Raw genomic sequence first — 527 nt, 5'->3', positions numbered from 1 at the left:
CTCCTAAGATTATATTGGTTTATATACAGGATAAAGATTATATTATGTCCAATTCATCCTTTTTTGAAACTGCAATTTATGTTTATAGAGGAATAAACGCAGATGATTTTAATAAAAAAGGATCGGAGTATAAACATTATCTCAACAATATGTTTTTATTAAGTGAAGCTCTAAAAAGCTAAAATCAGAATGGCTGTCGGGAAATACTGAATTTTATCCCCACAGAATAAAATGTAAATATCCTGACAAATACAAGGCAAGGTAGTAAATGCAAATCGTCTACAGGTGCATGCTCTTGAATTCTTCATTATCATTTACCCATAGTCTAAAGCCTATGGGCTTCCTGCTTCGCTGACCTCGCAACCTACTATCTCCACAGGCGTTAATTCGGGCAGTCCCTGCCCTATCATTTTTCTTATACTACTTTTCTTAATCCTTCTGCCAATATATTTTTTGCCGCATTGATATCTCTATCGTGTTTTGTATTGCAGAAAGGACATATCCAATCTCTTACTTTTAGATCTTTT

General features: G+C 34.0%; 1 protein-coding gene and 1 pseudogene. One reads left to right on the top strand and one right to left on the bottom strand.

Annotation, left to right across the window (positions count from 1 at the left end):
• Positions 1–182: pseudogene (locus HMPREF0381_RS15175) on the top strand (hypothetical protein); the annotation flags it as partial.
• Between the two features lie 233 nt (positions 183–415).
• Here HMPREF0381_RS15175 and HMPREF0381_RS15890 read toward each other — a convergent pair.
• Positions 416–527: zinc ribbon domain-containing protein (locus tag HMPREF0381_RS15890; protein WP_154647121.1), on the bottom strand; the 112-nt coding region annotated here is incomplete at its 5' end.

The sequence above is a fragment of the Lachnoanaerobaculum saburreum DSM 3986 genome, from assembly GCF_000185385.1.
GTDB classification, from domain to species: Bacteria; Bacillota; Clostridia; order Lachnospirales; family Lachnospiraceae; genus Lachnoanaerobaculum; species Lachnoanaerobaculum saburreum.
The sequence above is the reverse complement of the archived record's forward strand: the minus strand, read 5'-3'. Positions and strand labels throughout refer to the sequence as shown.